This window comes from Streptomyces sp. V1I1, from assembly GCF_030817355.1.
In the GTDB taxonomy this organism is placed as follows: Bacteria; Actinomycetota; Actinomycetes; order Streptomycetales; family Streptomycetaceae; genus Streptomyces.
This window is the reverse complement of sequence record NZ_JAUSZH010000001.1, coordinates 2,117,590-2,131,212: the sequence shown is the minus strand read 5'-3', so window position 1 is coordinate 2,131,212 and position 13,623 is coordinate 2,117,590. Positions and strand designations below refer to the sequence as shown.

Below are 13,623 nucleotides of genomic sequence, written 5' to 3'. Positions count from 1 at the left end.
TGCGAAGCCCAGCCAGTCCGGAGTCATCGGGGCAAACGCGGCGAACGGTGCACCCAGGGTCACCGGGCGGGGCACACCCAGCGCGAACGGAGTTGTTGGCACCCCGCGCACCGGTGCTACCGGTGCGCGGCCAGAAGCACGAGGCTTCACCGCAGGGGGTGCCGGCTTCGTGGGCGGCCGCTCTGGCCAGCAGCAGTCGGGTGAAGACGAGCAGGAGCGCACCGGATCCACACGTCCGGACTACCTGACGGAAGACGAAGAGACGTGGACGGCCCGCCGACGCGGCGCTGTGCCGCCGGTGATCGACTAGGCATATGGAAGGTTCGGAAGCCGGGATGACAGCAGGAACGAGCCACGAGCGGCGGCGCTCTGCGCTGCTCGCTCTGCGGCGGGGTCTGACTTGCACGCTGACTCTGGTCTGTGCGTGGGCTATCGGTGTCGTCGGCATGGCTCCGGTCGCGGTGGCGGCCGACATGCGGGCGAAGCAGTGGTACCTGGACGCGATGCACGCCGAGGAAGTGTGGAAGAGCGCTACTGGCGAGGGAATCAAGGTCGCTGTCATTGACTCGGGCGTCAACCCTTCGACGCCTTCGCTGAAGGGGCAGGTCCTGAAAGGGTTTGATGCAACGGACGCGCCCGGGGAGGCAACGGACGACTATAACGGGCATGGGACGACCATGGCCGAACTGATTGCCGGTACGGGTGAGGGCGGTGGTCTGCGCGGACTGGCACCCGGCGCCGAGATCATCCCTGTGCGAGTTGCGGATGGTGCATTTGCGGGCAAGCACAAGGTGAATGCCTGGGATGAAGCGGCTGCCATTAGGGCAGCGGCCGATAGTGATGCACGCGTCATCAACATGTCGTGGGGCACTGCGTTCATGACTCCTCGCGAGCAAGAGGCGGTCAAGTATGCAGAAAGCAAAGGCAAGTTGTTCTTCGCCCCCGTCGGTAATAGCGCCAAGAAGGGCAACAAACCAGAGTACCCTGCCAGTTACCGAGAAGTCGTCGGCGTCGGCGCCTCCGACCGTGACGGCCAGGTAGCCGACTACTCTCAGCACGGCGACTTCGTTGACATCACCGCCCCCGGCAACGACATCCCCCGCTGGTGCAACGCAAGCTTCAAGAGCTACTGCGATGGCGACGGCGGAACCAGCGCCGCCACCGCCATCGCTTCCGCCTCCGCCGCCCTGATCTGGTCCGCCCACCCTGATTGGACCGCGAACCAGGTCCTCCGCGTCATGTTCGAAAGCGCAGCTCGGGCGGAGGGCTCGAAGGAGGGCACGCTCAGCAACTACCTCGGCCACGGCATCGTCCGCCCGGGCGCGCACATCAACCGCGGCCTCGGCAAACCCGGCGACCCGAATATCAGCCCCCTGACCAACAAGAAGACGGCCGGCTCGTCCGCCTCGCCCGCCCCTTCTGCACCAGCTTCGTCACAAGCCCCGAATGGCAACGGCAGTGACCAGGCCGCCGTGGCAGGCTCCAGCGAGAAGGTCGAAGACGACAGCCAGTTGGGCCTCATCATCGGCGGAATTGCAGCCGTGATTGTCCTTGCGGGCGGGGCCTTCGCCGTAGTCCGTCGGCGGCGCGCCGCCCAATGACGGCCGGCTCCTGACCGCAAATCCAGCAAACCCCCGCTGCGGACGCGTGAACCGGCACAAACGCAGCTCACTCAGTGAGAAACAGGAAAGGGAGATCGACACATGGCAGTCCAGAAGGTCGGCGATCAGAGTCTCAAGGATTTCCAGGATGAAATCTCGAGGAAGTTCGAAGACGTCAAGGGGCAGCTGAAGAATCTCCAAGGCGTCATCGACGGCCTCGAAGGTCAGTGGAAGGGCATCGGCGCCGGCGCCTTCGACGTGAAGCAGAACGAGATCAACCAGGGAATGGTGCGGATCGCGAAGCTGCTGCTCAACTTCCAGGAAGCGATTCAGGTCACCCGCACGACCGCCGGCAACACCGAAGACGAGGTGGAGGCGGCCCTGCGCGGAGTCGACGTGACCGCTGGCTTCTCGGGTGACGCTGGTGCGACGAGGGCAGCGACCTCGAACATCGCAGGCTACTGACGAGCACCTCGAGCATCCGGTAATCAGCCAACACACTGGCGTAAAAGGCACTTGGAGGAACCGTGGCACAACAGAACGACGGCATCATGCTCGTCACGTACGCTTCGCTGGACCAGGCAGCTGGGACGATCGAGACCCAGGCGAAGCGCCTCGACGAAGCCCTTGAGGCCATCCAGACGAAGATCCGTGGCGTCTCCGCCACCTTCGAGGGTGAGGCAAAGACCGCAGCGGACGGCGCTCACGCCAAGTGGGACCAGGAGACACGGGCCATTCACACGGCTCTGAAGGGCATCGCCAAGGCAGTTCGCGAGGCGGGCCCGGCCTACCAGGCAGGCGACAAGAAGGCCGCAGGCTACTTCTAGGCGGCGAGCGGCACATAGGGCAACAGGGTGGGCATGCGCGGGAGATGCCCACCCTGTCTCATTGCGCCTCAGGGCCCACCGTCAAGGTGTGCGGCGGCAAGACCGGCGGGTCTGGCCTGACAGGCTTTCCACCGCTTCCCCGTCTATTGAGGATGCTCGCGCATCTGCCCGAGCGCGTCGGCTGGACCACCGGGCAGCTGATCACCACGGCAGCGCGGACAGCGGCACGGCGGGTAGGCCATGCTCTGCGGCAGAGGCGTGTCCGGCCCGCAGACCACGACGACCCGGGCGCGCTCTTCGACGGCCGTGCCGTCCTCATCCGCGCGGTACACGCGCAACGTCATCTGATGCCGCTGGTACTCCTCGCGGGCGGTCACCGCTGTGGCCCCTCGGCTGCTCCGGAGGCGATCGGGCCGCCTTCGGAGAGCGGCACCCGCCCGCCCCGGCTTTCTGCCACCCGCAGCGTGTCGCCCAATGACTGGCACAGCCGCAGCGACAAGCACCGCAGTTCCTGCACCGTCGCGTCCGGGTCAACCAGCAGTTCCCGTGCCCGCCCCAGCACCATCGCCCCCGTGTCCAGTTGCGTCGCCTCCAACTCGTTGGCCAGCCGGTTCAGTCGACTATCTGGATCGTCGGAGGACAGATAGCGCCGTTGTCCCTCCGGACCGGGCCACGGCAGCAGCCGCAATTGAGTGGCGGCGTTCACCGGGCCACCCCCGCCCTGTGCACCTGCACCCGTTCCACATCGATGCCACACGAGGCCACCAACATCGCCCGGTGCCGCAATGCCTGCAGCCACTCCTCCCGCAGCTGTTCGTGGGCGACCGGGTAGGGGCGGATGAGCGCGGCGTCCTCACTCCGCAGGGCAGTGGGGCAGGGGCGTCGGCCGAAGGTGGGGGTAGGCGCAGCGGGCGGTGTCGTGGCAGCGTTGACCAGCGGATGCGCGACGGTCCGATGTCGACCGTGGGGCGGCAACAGCAGCCTCAGCAACAGCGTGAGGAGTTGGGCGATACAGTGCGGCACGTCTACCTGCTTTCGTCAGGTGGGCCATGCCCCCGGGCCGGTCGCACGGTCGCGGGGGTCCGTCGTCTTCGACGGCGCTGTAACGCTAGAGCGATCTTTGATAGGCGCACAGTGACGCCCTGTGCCACTGTGCGCGGTGACTAGGACGCGTTGTCCTACCCGTCGATACCGAGTCGGTCGGCGAGATCCGTGAGTGGGGACGTGCGACGTCTTTCCCTCCCACGGAGTTCGGAGACGAGCCGTCGGCTTGTGGAGTGATATCGCATCCATTCGGGAGCTGTTCGCTCGGCTGTGAGCAAGGCGCGCAGTGCAGCTTGGTCCTGGTTGAGGTCCGCACTGACGATTGCGCAATCGACGTGGAATCGGGCGCGCCACGTGGGGGGCAGGGCATGAAGATCAGGGACGGTGCGGGCGGTGCGTAAGGCATCTGCACTCTCTTCCATCTCCACCAGGAAGTTGACCTTCGCCACGCCCATGTTGGTCGGACCGAACGGAGTCGCGTAGTCCAGACGATCAGTTCCGATTCTCGCGGCTGCCGCATTGGCCATGCTGAGCAGTTCCTGTACGACGTCCCGCCGTTCCAGACGCACTGCGGCAGTTGCTGCACGCAGCAGGAGGACGCCCCAGAGAGCGAGTTCTATCGGCTGTGAGCGGAATCCTGGTTCGATCCGCTCGGCGGTTGTCAACGCCAACTGCTCGGCATCAGCCAGCCGCCCCTGCTTGGTGAAGATCCATGCCAGGCTGGAGACTCCAACCGTCTCAAGATGAGGATCATCCCCTTGCGAGCCGCCTTCATAGAGCGCTCAAGGGCGGTGAACGCCGCGTCCTCCTTACCGAGTGCCGCCAGGGTGGTGGCCGCGACCTGGTACGCCTCAGCGAGAACGGACTGAGCGGCGGCCCCCTCAGATCCAGTGAACGTCCGACTGCCGGCTTTGGCATCCCTGATCAACTGAGGCAGCAGCAAACCGATCTCGCCCATGCGCCCCTCTCGCCGGATGTGCTCGGTGGACCTCAGAGACGCCCGCAGTTGTGCGATGGTTGGCGGATCCTCAGGGTCCGATTCCTGTCCCAACAAGTCAGCGACAGGCGAGATGGCCTGGCGCAGTGCAAGGACGGATGGCTGCTCGTCTTCGGTGCGCACCTCGAAGGTGGTGGGCTGCCCGACGAGTGTGGACGGTTCCACGTCCAAGGCTCGGGCCAAGGCGTTCAACGTCGAGAGCCGGGCCGTCTGACGTACGCCCTGTTCGAGCTTACGGATGACGTCGACAGACAAGCCCGCTCGTTCCGCGAGCCTCTCCTGTGTCAGTTTCCGTCGCATACGCAGACGGGCGACCCGGTCTCCGATGCTGGGTTCGTCATGGAGCTGCATGACTACCCCCGCGCGAAGGTCTTGCTGACCAAGCTACGCCGCGTGCAGGGTTGCTGCCCGAGGATCGCAGCCCAGTCACCAGGTCCTCGACCAGTCGAGGCGGCCGGCCGCGTTCAGCTCAGCCAGCAGGATGCGGTGCAGTTGGTTGAAACCCCGGCATGCTGCCACCCCTCCAGGCGTCGCCAGCAGGTCTGCCCGGAGCCGAACCACCAGCGGCGGCGGCCGGCAAGGGGCGTCTGATCCTGTTTCCCGCGGACGGCAATGTGATCGCCGTGGACACGGCCACAGGTCGCACAGCATGGGACCTCCCCGATCAAGGGACCTCAGCCCTGGTGCCGGCTGTAGTGAACGACAAGGTCTACCTCGGCGAAAGGACGCTGACCGCTCGCTCGACGACGGCAAGAAGCTCTGGTCTGTGCCGGCAGAGTACGGAGGTTAGGGACCTCCTGCCGTGCGCGGTGATGAGGTGTACGCCGTCGACGACGAGCTGCACCGCTGCAGAGCGAGCGACGGTAAGAAGCAGCGGAGGTTCTATACCGGGGGAAACGTCGGCACTCGGATGCCACCTGCCGTACAAGGCGGCACCGCGTGGATCGCCGAGCCGAACGACCGCGGGCTCATCGCCGCCAGTACCCGCACCGGCGAAGAGGTTTTCCCGTGCCAGTCCAGCGGCATCGGTGCGTACACGATGTTGGGCGACGGCAATCGCATCTTCGTCGCTCACGCCGGCTCGGTCGTCGCCCTGCCGGTGCGCCCCTGAACAGTTGGGCGACTTCCCGCAAGAGGAAGGCATCGCGAGACAGGGTGGGCACCTGCTGGAGGCCTGCCCTGTCTCGTATCTGCTCAGCTATCGAGCGCAGCCACTGGAGTCTTGCCGTTCGGGGCCTCGTCGGCCCGTGTGGCGAGGACGGCTGCCAGGTCCTTGACCAGCGCAGCATCGATGCCTGTCTGCTGGGAGGCATCGAGACTGACCCACATGATGACGGTGCCGAGTCTCACTTGCGCGACGGCGCGTTTGGCACCCTGGTAATTGCCGGTGCCCAACGCGGCCTGGCGCTGCTCGCCCACTCTGCCGAGGTCCAGGCTCTCGGGCTTGCGCAGGCTTTTCCTGTACCAGTCCCAATGGACGTCGAAGGCGTCCTCGGCGGCCTTTTCATCCCGATAGGTGATGGCCCAGAACCCGATCTCCGCCTTCTTCTCCTTCTTGAAGCGCGAGGTCCCCACGAAGCGGGCGCCCTCGCAGGCATGCTTCTCTTTCTGGGGACACAAGCTGCCCCTGAGGTCGCCCTCCACGGTGTCCGCGGCCGGCCCACTGAGGACCTCCCAGCCCGGCACGGCCTTCGCATCCGGGACCACGGTCGTCATCTGCTGCTCGCTGAGCGCAGAGGTCTTGCCCCCGCTGCCCTCTCCGCAGCCGGCCAGCAGCACCAGCACAGCACCGGCCACCACGATCCGCACGTACCGTCGTTTCCTCATGGAGCCTCCTGTGGACGTTGCGTTGGCGGATGATTCTGCGGTTTGCGACGCGGAATGTCGGTGCCGAGCAGCTCCTGCCAGCGCTGGGTGGCCGACCCCACGCGGCAACCAGCCCACTGACCGCCCGCATGCGACGCCGGTCAAGGTGCTTCTGGCGCCGGGACTTTGGAGGGAGCTGCGCCTCGCCCTGTCGGCATGAAGCCATACTTGGTGAGGCGCTCGTCGTCTCAAGGTGTCGGACGGGTACCTGGTTCCCCCGGCTGACGTGCAGGGGGAACGCACCGTTACGCGTCAGTGCACTCCGCACTCTTTTTCACCGACTCCGTGTAATCGGCGATGAGGCCCTTCATGGATTTCGCGTCGTCAAGGTCCGATGCATGTACCTGGATGGCAGTGAACATGCTCTGCCCCTTGAAAGCGGGATCCGAGCATCCTTCCGTCCTACCGATCGCGCCGTTGCCCGAGTACAGGTAGTTTCCGCTGTTCTCGGACTTGTCCAATTTCATATTCGCGTGGGCGAGCGCAACCTTCGTGATCCTCTCGCCCTGCTTCCACCACTCCCGGCTCGCGACGACAGCCAGTTCATCGTCAACGCTGATGTTGCAGCGCTTCGTTCCTTCGAAGGGTTCGGTGTCTGTGACGGAAATCTTCGAGCCCGGAGGAAGGAAGGGTGAGAGCAGGTCAGCGCTGACCTTCGCGCCGCAAAGGGACCGAGGTACGGCGTACTCCCTCTCCTCGCTGTCCGAGCAAGCGGTAAGTGCGCTCGCAGCGACCATGAAGGTTGCGTGTCGGCGACGGCTGAAAAGTGGACCAGTAGCGACGCTTGAAAGTTGACCCCCTCCAGGGGTCTAGCTCGTTGAGTCAGACCGGGAGGAGTGGTGATCAGCGTGGAGGACTGGGCGGAGATCCGCCGGCTGCACCGGGCCGAGGAGATGCCGGTGAGAGCCATCGCGAGGAAGCTGGGGATCTCGAGGAACACCGTTCGCAGAGCGATCGCGGACGATGCCCCGCCGAAGTACCAGCGGGCTTCAAAGGGCTCGATCGTCGACGTCGTCGAGCCGCAGATCCGCGAACTGCTCGAGCAGTGGCCTGAGATGCCGGCGACAGTGATCGCCGAACGCCTGGGCTGGGACCGGGGCCTGACCGTGCTCAAGGACCGGGTCCGTGAACTGCGGCCCGCCTATCGGCCCGTCGATCCGGCGTCGCGGACGGTCTATGAACCCGGCGAGCTGGCCCAGTGCGACCTGTGGTTCCCGCCGGCCGAGATCCCGCTCGGCTTCGGACAGGTGGGGCATCCGCCGGTGCTGGTGATAGTGGTCGGCTATTCGAGGTGGATCACCGCCCGGATGCTGCCGTCGAGGTCGGCGGCCGACCTGATCGCAGGTCACTGGCGCCTGCTGACCGACCTCGGCGCCGTCCCGAGGGTGCTGGTCTGGGACAACGAGGGAGCCGTCGGCTCCTGGCGGTCCGGCGGACCACGGCTATCCGGCCGGCACCCGCATCATCGTGCGCCGAGAGCGGCCGCACCCCGGAGCCCAGCTATCCCTGTTCGACCAGGACGAGGGCCTGCGGCATCAGGTGTTCCTCACCGACACGCCGTACTCCGGTGGCGGCTCCGCCCAGTTCCTGGAGGTCCGCCACCGCGGGCATGCCACCGTCGGAGACCACATCCGGTGCGGCAAGACCACCGGCTTCGGCCGCTTCCCCTCCCGCGACTTCGCCATCAACGCCGCCTGGCTCGAACTCAGCCTCGCGGCGATCGATCTGCTGGCCTGGATGCGCGTCCTGCTGCTGGACGGCGAACTCGCCACTGCCGAGCCGAAGAAGCTCCGCTACCGGCTGCTGCACGTCGCCGCCCGCCTCACCCGCGGCAGCCGACGCCTGCGCTTGCGGATATCGGCGACCTGGCCCTGGAGACACCAACTGGCCACGGCCTTCCTCCGCCTCGCCGCACTGCCCCGCCCCGCCAGCAGACCGGCAAACCCCCGTCCGCCCACGACCCGAAGGACCCCGGAGAACCCGACCACCGCGCCGGGACTCCACCCTGCCCAAGCAGCGAAAACACCTCGCCCACCCAACAGTTGGTGACCCGCGACGCCGCCTCATCCCAACCGAAACGGCGAGGCTAGCATACGGTCGAGTTATCCCGGCGGGAACCGAAGCCGAGCTCCCTGCGTGATCGATTCTGGTGCCCTACGGTGCCGGATATACATTAGGACGCGAAATCGTGATCACCAGCATCGGGGGTTGGCGCACCATGGGCTTCGACGAGGAATGGGCCGCGCTGCGGGCCGAGGCAGCCGAACGGGGCTCCACGGCCATGCAATTGAACCGGCTCCCCGAGGACGGCCCGGCCCCGGGTCCGGGCCCCGGCGGCACGTCGAAGCTCGCGTCAACGCCGGCCGAGAAGAACGCCGCCGCCAACACCATCGACAACGAGCTGCTGACCAGTACCAACAAGGCGGGCGACCACGCGGACGAGGCCAACGGCAGCGCCGTCAGCGCGTTCAGCGGATGGGCGACCGCAACCGCACTGAAAAAGGTGCAAACCACCTGGGACGGGCAGGTGAAGACGCTCATGGGCCGCCTGAGCAAGGAGCGCGACGGCCTCAGGAGCACCGTCACCACCCTGACGGGAGTCGACACCGGCCGCCGCGACCGCATCAACGGCATCAAGACGCCGTCGGCGTTCAACGGCTACGAGTGAGCCACCGCAGGCCACCACGACTCCGAAGCGCCCCAGGGGAGATGAGCATGCTGACATATCGCGAAGTCATGACGACCGACTTCGGAAAGCTCTCCGCCGCTGCCGACAAGTGGAAGTCGATGGCGGAGGAATTCGCGAAGGTCGAGAAGCGCTACCGGGACAGTGTCCAGAAAGTCACGCTCGGCGACGGCTGGCAGGGCGAGAGCGCGAACGCGGCCTCCATGAACTTCGCCGTGACCCGGTACGAGTACCAGGCCGCCCAGACCCAGGCAAAAGCGACGGCGACACTGCTGCGCAACGCGCACGCCCAGTTCGTCGAATTGAAGAAGCAGCTGGAGACCGCACGCGCCGACGCCATCAAGGCGGGCATGAAGGTCTCCGAGCAGGGCAATGTCGCCTTCGACCACGAGAGGGCCACCGAGGGCGAGCGCAACGCCCTCCGCCACGACCCGGACTACGCCAAGAGCGTCCGGGAGAGCGAGCAGTCCTGGGCCGACTACATCAAGTCCTGCGTGAAGGCCGTCGACGACGCCGACAAGGACTTCCAGAAGGATCTCGACGCCGTTGTCAAGGACAGCGGCGGCGGCAAGAACGACGAGACGGCGGGCGGCTTCAACGGCAACGCCGACAAGGTCGCGAAGACGGACGACCAGCAGAAGCAGGAGCGCATGGAGCTCGCCTCGCTGGCGATGCGGGACGGCGAGACCCTGGACGACTATCTGCAGCGCCTCCAGAAGGAGGGCGTGGAGAAGATAACCGGCAGCAAGAGGCTCGCGGAACTCTTCGCCGCCGTCCAGAAGGGCACGATCACCGCCTCCGCGTTCGCCGCCGCGGTCGGCGGGACCCTGGGCAGCTCCTGGAAACTGTTCAAGTACCTGAAGCAGGGCAAGGACATCACCGCGCCCGGCACCTTCCTCTCCACCTTCATCAACAACCGCATGGCCGGGGCCGCGCCCGGAAGCCTGTTGAGCAAGCTTCCTCCCGGTATGGTCAACGCCATCACCGGGTCCGACGAAGCGGCCATGCTCGGCGGGTACATGCGGAACGGCTCCTTCTTCATGCCGTCGGCGGCGGAGGCCAACCTCGTCAAGGTCGCGCAGAACGGCGGCCTCGCGAACGCCGCAAAGGCCGCCGGATGGATCCGGGGCGCGGGTGTCGTCGGTGGTGTCGCGGCGACCGCCTACGGCGTGGCGAACCTGGCCACGTATGACGCGGACATGATCAAGGCCAATCCCTCGAAGTTCGCCTCCGACCTCAGCGGAACGGCGTTCAGCGCGTCGATGACTGCGCTGACCGTGGCGCCCAACCCGGTCACGGCCGGCCTGGCGATCGGCACAGGCGTGGTGTACGCCGGCTGCCTGATCTGGGACAACCACGAGGCCATCGGCGAGGGAATCGAGAAGGCCGGGGATTGGATCGGCGACAAGGCCTCGGACATCGGGGACGGTATCGCCGACGGGGCGAAGAAGCTGGGCAGCGCCCTCAACCCGTTCGACTAGCGAGGGAAAGACATGCACACGACCATCAGCCCGTTCACGCTCGCGTACTGGAAGGAGAAACAGCCCGCCGGGCGCACGAAGTTCGGCTGGCAGGGCACTTCTCCGGAGCTCGGCGACATCCGAGTGGTGTACCCGGCGGGTCGGGACGTGCCGAACGCGATCGTCACGGAGGTGCGCGGTGGTCTGATCCCCACGGCCACGTTCGAGACGCGTGGCGTGCACACGGACGTCGTGTCGATGCCGACCCTGAACCGCGCGACGCTCCGGGTGGGCGACGGGCTCGTGCGGATGAGCCGGAACCGATGGGCGCCGACGCACCGGGGGCGCTCCCTGCACATGACGTATCTGGGCGACGCGTACAGGCTCACGGCGATCAACCGCCGGGCGTACAAGCTGTCCCGGCAGCCCGACGCCGAGGACCCCGGTGTCGTCATCACGGTGCGGCAGTCCGGCCTCGGAAGCGGCAGGAAAGTAACCGTGCAGGCGGCGGGCCGGGTCCTGCCCGCCGACGTCTCCTTCGCGGCTCTCTTCTCCGGAGTCGACCGGTCCGTGCTCACGCGGCGCGGCGCCGTACGGGCGGGCTTCTCAAGGATCTTCAACTTCTGGGCCGAGTCCCAGTCCTGAGCGACTACCAAGTGAGTGTGTATGCCTTCGTTCGACATTTCCCGGTCCCGCTTCCGGCTGGCCGACGAGCATGTGATCGTGCTCTCCGAGCTGGCGGCAGGGGACGAGGTGCCCGACGAGTTCGCGGCGGCCCGGAAGGAGCTGCTGGACTGCGGTCTGATCGATGAGGACGGGAAGCTGTCCCATCTGCTGCTGCCGCTGATGAAGACGGTCCTCACCCCGGGGGTGATCATCTCGCTAGAGGCCGCCAGCCGGCAGGGCAAGCTGCACCACGGCATGCTCATCGGTGAGGAGCACGTCGTCGCGCACGAGGCGTGGCCGGGCGTGACCGAGGCCGAGTACTCCTGCGTCGAGCCGAAGATGCTGGTCTGGAAGCTCGCCGACATGGTGAACCTCCAGCAGTCTTCGGCCGCCCGGGACACGGCTCTCTCCGTCGTCGAGACGACCACCGGCACCGTCGAGGCGGGTCTCGCGGTCCTGGAAGGCGAGCGCCTCGTCCGGTCTGCCGACGACGAGCGCGAGGCGATCCGCCGGGCCCTCGCGACGGGCGGCAGCCTCGGCGAGCCGGCGCTGACGCTCGTCGCCGACCTGATCTCCGAGCTCCGGTCGAGCTGGCGCCTGACCGCGGCCTGGCAGGCCCACCACGAGGGCCAGGACGGTGTGGAGACGCGCGGCTTCGCCGTCTGGGACTGCAGCCCCCTCGGCTACTGGCTGCGGGAGCTGCCCACCGAGCCTGTGCCCGCGGAGCGGATCACCCCGGCGAGCACCTTCAGGCTCGTCCGCGTGGACGCCAAGACGATCTGGACGCGGATCACCGGCCTCCTGCCCGACGAGGGCGAGCTCCGGCACGCCGCGGCACGCCAGCCGCGCCAGGGCTTTTAGCCTCGCCGTTTCACTTGGGGACGGCTGGCTTTGGGGCGGAAATACGAAAGTGCCTTCCTGACCTGGGACGATGAACCTTGCTGAGGGGTTCTGTCGGTCCAGGCGGAGGGCACTTTCTACGTGCAGGCTATCGGGTTTCGTCCCAAGGTCCAGGTCAGTGCCGATGGTTCGGGGGTGGTCGGTCATGCCGGGGCACAGTTGCTGGCGGATCTCGCTGATGCCACCGGGTTGACCGCCGCGTACTCCGCCGCGCTCGGGCCGCTTCGGCCGCGCGGGACCGGGCATGATCCGGGACGGATCGCCACCGACCTGGCGGTGATGCTCGCCGATGGCGGCGAGGCCATTGCGGATCTGGCCGTACTGCGGGACCAGGCAGGGGTGTTCGGTTCGGTCGCTTCGACGCCGACGGCTTGGCGGCTGCTCGCCGACACCGATGAGAGGGCACTGTCTTCTCTGCGCTCGGCCCGTGCCCAGGCCCGGGAAGTCGCCTGGCTGCAGGCCGCCGAGCACGGCGAGGGCATTCCCGCAGCCCGGGCCGCGGGACGCATTCTGCCCGGTCTGGTCTTGGACATCGACGCCACGCTGGTCACCATGCCACACCGAGAAAGCGCAGGCCGCACCCACCTATAAGGGCGGCTTTGGTTTCCACCCGCTGCTGTGCTTCCTGGCCAACACCGGCGAGGCACTGTCCGGCCGGCTGCGGCCCGGGAACGCCGACGCCAACACCGCCACCGACCACATCACGGTGCTCGACCAGGCGCTCGCGCAGATCCCAGACGCCCACTGGCACGGCACCGACATCCTCGTCCGCACCGACAGTGCCGGATCCGCGAAAGCCGTCCTCGCACACGTCCGCGACGTGCGGAAACGAGGAATCCGTGCATTCTTCTCGGTCGGATACGCCATCACCGAGCCGGTCCGCCGCGCTGTCCGGGCCATGCCCGACCGCCTCTGGCATCCCGCCCTGGACCAGGACGGGACTCTGCGTGATGGCGCTGAGGTTGGCGAGCTGACCGGCATGGTCGATCTGGACGGCTATCCGGCCGGCACCCGCATCATCGTGCGCCGAGAGCGGCCGCACCCCGGAGCCCAGCTATCCCTGTTCGACCAGGACGAGGGCCTGCGGCATCAGGTGTTCCTCACCGACACGCCGTACTCCGGTGGCGGCTCCGCCCAGTTCCTGGAGGTCCGCCACCGCGGGCATGCCACCGTCGGAGACCACATCCGGTGCGGCAAGACCACCGGCTTCGGCCGCTTCCCCTCCCGCGACTTCGCCATCAACGCCGCCTGGCTCGAACTCAGCCTCGCGGCGATCGATCTGCTGGCCTGGATGCGCGTCCTGCTGCTGGACGGCGAACTCGCCACTGCCGAGCCGAAGAAGCTCCGCTACCGGCTGCTGCACGTCGCCGCCCGCCTCACCCGCGGCAGCCGACGCCTGCGCTTGCGGATATCGGCGACCTGGCCCTGGAGACACCAACTGGCCACGGCCTTCCTCCGCCTCGCCGCACTGCCCCGCCCCGCCAGCAGACCGGCAAACCCCCGTCCGCCCACGACCCGAAGGACCCCGGAGAACCCGACCACCGCGCCGGGACTCCACCCTGCCCAAGCAGCGAAA

16 protein-coding genes and 4 pseudogenes are annotated in these 13,623 nt (G+C 67.1%); 12 read left to right on the top strand and 8 right to left on the bottom strand.

Going from position 1 to position 13,623, the window contains the following annotated elements; genetic code table 11:
- Nucleotides 1-169 precede the first annotated feature (169 nt).
- From QFZ67_RS10190 to QFZ67_RS10175, 4 genes are all read left to right on the top strand, one after another.
- Nucleotides 170-310, top strand: a complete 141-nt coding sequence (locus QFZ67_RS10190; RefSeq protein WP_307660774.1) for a hypothetical protein — start codon at nucleotides 170-172, stop codon at nucleotides 308-310.
- Between the two features lie 25 nt (nucleotides 311-335).
- Nucleotides 336-1,601 carry a S8 family serine peptidase gene (locus QFZ67_RS10185; RefSeq protein WP_307665789.1) on the top strand — a complete coding sequence of 422 codons (1,266 nt, stop codon included), beginning with the start codon at nucleotides 336-338 and terminating at the stop codon, nucleotides 1,599-1,601.
- 102 nt (nucleotides 1,602-1,703) lie between these two features.
- Nucleotides 1,704-2,066: a WXG100 family type VII secretion target gene (locus QFZ67_RS10180; protein ID WP_307660773.1), complete on the top strand. Its 363-nt coding sequence runs from the start codon at nucleotides 1,704-1,706 to the stop codon at nucleotides 2,064-2,066.
- Nucleotides 2,067-2,128: 62 nt separating this feature from the next.
- Nucleotides 2,129-2,428, top strand: coding sequence for a WXG100 family type VII secretion target (locus QFZ67_RS10175; protein WP_307660772.1), 300 nt, complete (start codon nucleotides 2,129-2,131; stop codon nucleotides 2,426-2,428).
- Nucleotides 2,429-2,571: 143 nt separating this feature from the next.
- Here the strand turns inward: QFZ67_RS10175 and QFZ67_RS10170 are convergent, their stop codons facing one another.
- The 6 genes and pseudogenes from QFZ67_RS10170 to QFZ67_RS10145 form a co-directional block, all read right to left on the bottom strand.
- Entirely contained in the window at nucleotides 2,572-2,805 is a 234-nt protein-coding gene (locus QFZ67_RS10170; RefSeq protein WP_307660771.1) for a hypothetical protein, read from the bottom strand.
- Entirely contained in the window at nucleotides 2,802-3,134 is a 333-nt protein-coding gene (locus tag QFZ67_RS10165; RefSeq protein ID WP_307660770.1) for a hypothetical protein, read from the bottom strand. The genes QFZ67_RS10170 and QFZ67_RS10165 overlap by 4 nt, the downstream gene beginning before the upstream one ends.
- Nucleotides 3,131-3,451, bottom strand: a complete 321-nt coding sequence (locus QFZ67_RS10160; protein WP_307660769.1) for a hypothetical protein — start codon at nucleotides 3,449-3,451, stop codon at nucleotides 3,131-3,133. Before QFZ67_RS10160 ends, QFZ67_RS10165 begins: the two co-directional genes overlap by 4 nt.
- A gap of 155 nt (nucleotides 3,452-3,606) precedes the next feature.
- Nucleotides 3,607-4,137: a hypothetical protein gene (locus QFZ67_RS10155; protein ID WP_307660768.1), complete on the bottom strand. Its 531-nt coding sequence runs from the start codon at nucleotides 4,135-4,137 to the stop codon at nucleotides 3,607-3,609.
- A complete protein-coding gene (locus QFZ67_RS10150; RefSeq protein ID WP_307665788.1) occupies nucleotides 4,134-4,769 on the bottom strand; it encodes a helix-turn-helix domain-containing protein in 636 nt (211 codons plus the stop codon). The genes QFZ67_RS10155 and QFZ67_RS10150 overlap by 4 nt, the downstream gene beginning before the upstream one ends.
- Before the next feature lie 135 nt (nucleotides 4,770-4,904).
- Nucleotides 4,905-5,026, bottom strand: a pseudogene (locus tag QFZ67_RS10145) (IS5/IS1182 family transposase); the annotation flags it as partial.
- 245 nt (nucleotides 5,027-5,271) lie between these two features.
- Here QFZ67_RS10145 and QFZ67_RS10140 point away from each other — a divergent pair.
- A complete protein-coding gene (locus QFZ67_RS10140) occupies nucleotides 5,272-5,580 on the top strand; it encodes a hypothetical protein (protein ID WP_307660767.1) in 309 nt (102 codons plus the stop codon).
- Nucleotides 5,581-5,663: 83 nt separating this feature from the next.
- Here the strand turns inward: QFZ67_RS10140 and QFZ67_RS10135 are convergent, their stop codons facing one another.
- Together QFZ67_RS10135 and QFZ67_RS10130 are read right to left on the bottom strand one after the other, a co-directional pair.
- Nucleotides 5,664-6,296 (bottom strand): hypothetical protein, encoded by a 633-nt coding sequence (locus QFZ67_RS10135; RefSeq protein ID WP_307660766.1) that lies wholly within the window; start codon nucleotides 6,294-6,296, stop codon nucleotides 5,664-5,666.
- 284 nt (nucleotides 6,297-6,580) lie between these two features.
- Nucleotides 6,581-7,072, bottom strand: a complete 492-nt coding sequence (locus QFZ67_RS10130; protein WP_307660765.1) for a hypothetical protein — start codon at nucleotides 7,070-7,072, stop codon at nucleotides 6,581-6,583.
- Nucleotides 7,073-7,174: 102 nt separating this feature from the next.
- Here QFZ67_RS10130 and QFZ67_RS10125 point away from each other — a divergent pair.
- From QFZ67_RS10125 to QFZ67_RS10095, 7 genes and pseudogenes are all read left to right on the top strand, one after another.
- A pseudogene (locus tag QFZ67_RS10125) lies at nucleotides 7,175-7,786 on the top strand (helix-turn-helix domain-containing protein); the annotation flags it as partial.
- Nucleotides 7,776-8,261: pseudogene (locus tag QFZ67_RS10120) on the top strand (transposase); the annotation flags it as partial. The pseudogenes QFZ67_RS10125 and QFZ67_RS10120, both read left to right, overlap by 11 nt.
- 262 nt (nucleotides 8,262-8,523) lie before the next feature.
- On the top strand, nucleotides 8,524-9,003 hold the full coding sequence (locus QFZ67_RS10115) for a hypothetical protein (RefSeq protein ID WP_307660764.1): 480 nt from the start codon (nucleotides 8,524-8,526) through the stop codon (nucleotides 9,001-9,003).
- 68 nt (nucleotides 9,004-9,071) lie between these two features.
- Nucleotides 9,072-10,502, top strand: a complete 1,431-nt coding sequence (locus tag QFZ67_RS10110) for a hypothetical protein (RefSeq protein ID WP_307660763.1) — start codon at nucleotides 9,072-9,074, stop codon at nucleotides 10,500-10,502.
- Between the two features lie 12 nt (nucleotides 10,503-10,514).
- A complete protein-coding gene (locus QFZ67_RS10105; RefSeq protein ID WP_307660762.1) occupies nucleotides 10,515-11,126 on the top strand; it encodes a hypothetical protein in 612 nt (203 codons plus the stop codon).
- Nucleotides 11,127-11,147: 21 nt separating this feature from the next.
- Complete coding sequence (locus QFZ67_RS10100; protein ID WP_307660761.1) at nucleotides 11,148-12,008, top strand: histidine kinase; 861 nt, start codon at nucleotides 11,148-11,150, stop codon at nucleotides 12,006-12,008.
- 120 nt (nucleotides 12,009-12,128) lie between these two features.
- Nucleotides 12,129-13,527: pseudogene (locus QFZ67_RS10095) on the top strand (IS1380 family transposase); the annotation flags it as partial.
- Nucleotides 13,528-13,623: the final 96 nt, after the last annotated feature.